Origin of the sequence: Nocardia sp. NPDC002869 (assembly GCF_046764065.1) — a bacterium.
GTDB lineage: Bacteria > Actinomycetota > Actinomycetes > Mycobacteriales > Mycobacteriaceae > Nocardia > Nocardia rhamnosiphila.
On the sequence record NZ_JBKOOL010000282.1, the window covers coordinates 1 to 3,620 of the forward strand.

The window sequence follows — 3,620 nt, forward strand, 5'->3', positions numbered from 1 at the left end:
GTGCTTGGCCAACTCAAAACACAATTGTGGCTGTCTTGGGTGGTGGGTGGGCGGGCGCACCGTGTGCCCGCCCACCGACGTGATCAGTGCGTGACGGCGGGCAGGGTGAAGGCGGCGGTACGCACCACATCGCCGTGCCGGAAATCCAGGAACAGGCGGTAGGTGCCGGGTCCGGGTACGGCGGTGTGGAAGGTGACGTCCGGGCCGGGCGCGGTCACCCCGTCGCCGGGTTCGCCGTTCGGATGCACGTGGATATAGGCCAGATCACCGGCGCGCAGGATCACCAGATGGCCGTAGGCGGCCAGGTAGGGCTGCAGATCGGTGACCGGCTCGCCGTCCTTGCGCACGGTGAGCGTGAGCAGGCGACCTTCGCCGGGCACGAGATCACCGTCGAGGCTCACCTCGTATCCGTCCACGACCGCGATGCGCGCGGCCGCCGGTACCGGCCGCGGCGCGTACTGCCCCGCCACCGCCAGATCGGCACCGAGGGTGAGGGTCTTGCCGAGCGCGCGCGGGGCGATATCGGCGAATACACGGTAGGCCCCCGCCTCCGGAAGGTTCAGCCGCACCGACCAGGTGCCGTCGGCGCCCAGCTCGGGGTGGACGTGCCAGAACCCGGTCAGTTCGCGCCGCACCACGATGAGGTGCAGGTCGCGGTCGTGCAGGGCGGAGTACTCGGTGACCGGGTTTCCGTCTGGACCCAGGACGCGGAACCGGAAGTCGATCTCCCCCGCGCCGGTGATCGGCTCCGCCAACTCCAAGGTGTACCCGTCCTGGGTGATCTGCAGGCCGCCCGGCGCCGCGCCGCCGTGTGCGGCATGGTCCCCGTGCCCGGCGTGGGCGGCCGGCGCCGTGTGCCCGGCGTGGTGGCCGTGGTCGGCGTGACCGGTATGAGCGGCGTGCTCGCCATGGTGATGGGTGTGGGTCCGAGTGGTCATTGTCGCGGCCTTCCGATCGTGTGGTGACATCGGAAATGTAATACCCCTCGGGGGTATATGCAACTCCGTTCCGAGAACTGCATCGGAAACAGGCCAAATACAACCATCGCCATGTTCACTATTGACTATTCGATACCCTAGGGGGGTATGGTAGCCGCCTCGCAAGGTTCCGGAAGGACGGAAAATGTCATGAGTACGCAGACGCGAGCCACCACGCGAAAGTGGTGGGCGCTGGCGGTCATCGCCGCCGCCCAGTTCATGGTCATCATGGACACATCGATCATCGGGATCGCCCTGCCGAAGATGCAGACCGATCTCGGGTTCTCCCAGGAGAACCTCACCTGGGTGTTCAACGCCTACGTCATCGCCTTCGGCGGGTTGCTGCTGCTCGGCGGGCGATTGTCGGATCTGCTCGGTGCGCGGCGGGTATTCGCCGTCGGATGGACGGTCCTGCTCGCCGGGTCGGTCATCGCGGGTGCGGCGGGCAATGTCGCGATCGAACTTGCCGGACGCGCGATCCAGGGTGGCGGCGCCGCCCTGATCGCCCCCTCGGCGCTGACCTTGCTGATGATGCTGTTCGGCTCGGCACCCGGAGAATTGACCAAGGCGCTGGCCGTCTACGGCGCGGCAGCCCCGGCCGGTGGCACCGTCGGAGTGTTCCTCGGCGGCGTCATCACCGGATACATCAGCTGGCCCTGGGTCTTCTACATCAACATCCCGATCGCACTGCTCGCCCTGCTCGCGGTCCCCGCCCTCATGCCCGACGCGCCGGCCCGTTCCGGATCCGTCGATCTGCTCGGCTCGGCGACAGTCACCGCCGGTCTCGCCGCGGCCGTCTACGGCATCGTCCGAGCGCCGGAGGTCGGCTGGACCTCGGGACAGACGTGGAGTGTCCTGGGCGCGGCCGCCGCCCTGCTCGCCGCCTTCGTCCTGATCCAGGCGCGGCGCCGGGAACCGCTGATGCGCCTCGGCATCTTCGCCGCACCGAATCTCGCCGCCGCGAATATCGCCCAGCTGTTGCTCGGCGCGGCCTGGGTGCCGATGTGGTTCTTCCTGAACCTGTACCTGCAGCAGGTACTCGGCTACAGCGCCTTCCCCGCCGGCTCTGCCCTACTGCCGATGACCACCCTGATAATGCTCGGCATGATCGTGCTGGCGCCCCGCGCCATGCAGCGGTTCGGCGCCAAACCGATGATCGTGGCCGGACTGACCGTGCTCGGCCTCGGTCTGGCGATCATGTCGCTGGTGCGTCCGACCGGGAACTTCTGGGTCGACGTCCTGCCCGCCTCGCTGGTCGCGGCCGCCGGGATGTCACTGGCCTTCGTACCGTCACTGGGCACCGCCATCTCCGCGGCTCGCCCCGAGGAGGGCGGCCTGGCCTCGGGCATCGTCAATGTGAGCTACCAGGTCGGCTCCGCACTGGGCCTGGCGGCCATGACCGCGGTCGCCGCCTCCTTCGGCGCCGACCGCATCGACAGTCCGCCGGACCTCACCAACGGGTTCTCGGCGGCATTCATCGGCGCGGCCCTCATCGCCCTCACCGGCGCCGCCGTCACGGCGGCGACCATGCGCCGCACCGAACCCACGTCGTAGCCGGTCGGCACGACCGTCGAATTCCATCGAACAAGAAGGGAAACAGCGAGATGAACACCACAACGCTCGAGGTCACCGGGATGACCTGCGGCTGCTGCGCCGGCAAGGTACGCGACAAGGTCGGCCGGATCGCGGGCGTCCGGACAGTCGACGTCGATGTGGCCGGAGGCCTGGTCACCATCACCGCCACGGAGCCGGTCCGCCGAGAGACAGTCGCCACCGCGGTGCAGGAGGCAGGTTTCCGCCTCGCCGAGTGAACACGAACAACAACCCGGTGCCCTCCGCCCGACACGGACGGGTGGCACCGGGTTGTTCGATGCCACCAGCACACAGACGGAGCATCGCCTCCGCCGGCCACCACGAGGTAGGCGCCTATCGTTGCCCGTCGCCGCTGCCACCGCAACCCACGACGAGCGCTCCCATATTGCCGAAGCGAGGAGGCCGAGAATGTCGATAATGACTTGTCGGCTCCGTCCCAGGGGCAGAGGCGGGCATCGCCGTCGCACTACACCAATGGAGGCCAGACATGGCGATTCAACGTATGGACAACGTCCTGATCGTGGTCGAGGACCTGGACGCGGTCATCGCGTTCTTCGTCGAACTCGGTATGGAACTGGAGGGCAAAGGCCCACTCGAGTGGCGTGGGGCGGAACGCGTCATCGGACTCGACGACGTCCGGCAGGACGTCGCCATGTTGCGGATCCCGGGCGGCCCCGGCCGAATCGAGCTGGCGAAGTTCCACAAGCCGAAGGCCATCACCCCCGAACCGAAAGACGCGCCGGCGAACACGCTGGGTATCCGTCGCGTCATGTTCGCCGTCGACGATATCGACGACGTCATCGCCCGCCTGCGCAACCACGGCGCCGAACTCGTCGGCGAGGTGGTGCAATACGAGAACATCTACCGGCTCTGTTACGTCCGTGGCCCCGAAAACATCATCGTAGGATTGGCCGAACAGATCGGCTGAAAATTGCCGCTGGGCAGCGTTCACCGGCTCAGAAAGTGTTGGGGAACCTGATCGGTTAGCTGTTGAGGTCGTCTGCTAGACGGCGGGCGGCCTCGGTTTCGATCGGGCCGGAGGGTTCCACG

4 protein-coding genes are annotated in these 3,620 nt (G+C 67.5%); 3 read left to right on the forward strand and 1 reads right to left on the reverse strand.

From position 1 onward, the window contains the following. Positions 1-83: 83 nt before the first annotated feature. Positions 84-938, reverse strand: a complete 855-nt coding sequence (locus ACLML9_RS28095) for a hypothetical protein (RefSeq protein ID WP_411948326.1) — start codon at positions 936-938, stop codon at positions 84-86. 189 nt (positions 939-1,127) lie between these two features. On the opposite strand from ACLML9_RS28095, the gene ACLML9_RS28100 reads away from it, so the two are divergent. The 3 genes from ACLML9_RS28100 (at position 1,128) to ACLML9_RS28110 (ending at position 3,498) form a co-directional block, all read left to right on the forward strand. After that, a complete protein-coding gene (locus ACLML9_RS28100) occupies positions 1,128-2,531 on the forward strand; it encodes an MFS transporter (protein WP_411948327.1) in 1,404 nt (467 codons plus the stop codon). 50 nt (positions 2,532-2,581) lie between these two features. Next, positions 2,582-2,788, forward strand: coding sequence for a heavy-metal-associated domain-containing protein (locus ACLML9_RS28105; RefSeq protein ID WP_411948328.1), 207 nt, complete (start codon positions 2,582-2,584; stop codon positions 2,786-2,788). 269 nt (positions 2,789-3,057) lie between these two features. Then, positions 3,058-3,498 (forward strand): VOC family protein, encoded by a 441-nt coding sequence (locus tag ACLML9_RS28110; RefSeq protein ID WP_411948329.1) that lies wholly within the window; start codon positions 3,058-3,060, stop codon positions 3,496-3,498. The last annotated feature ends 122 nt before the right edge of the window (positions 3,499-3,620 follow it).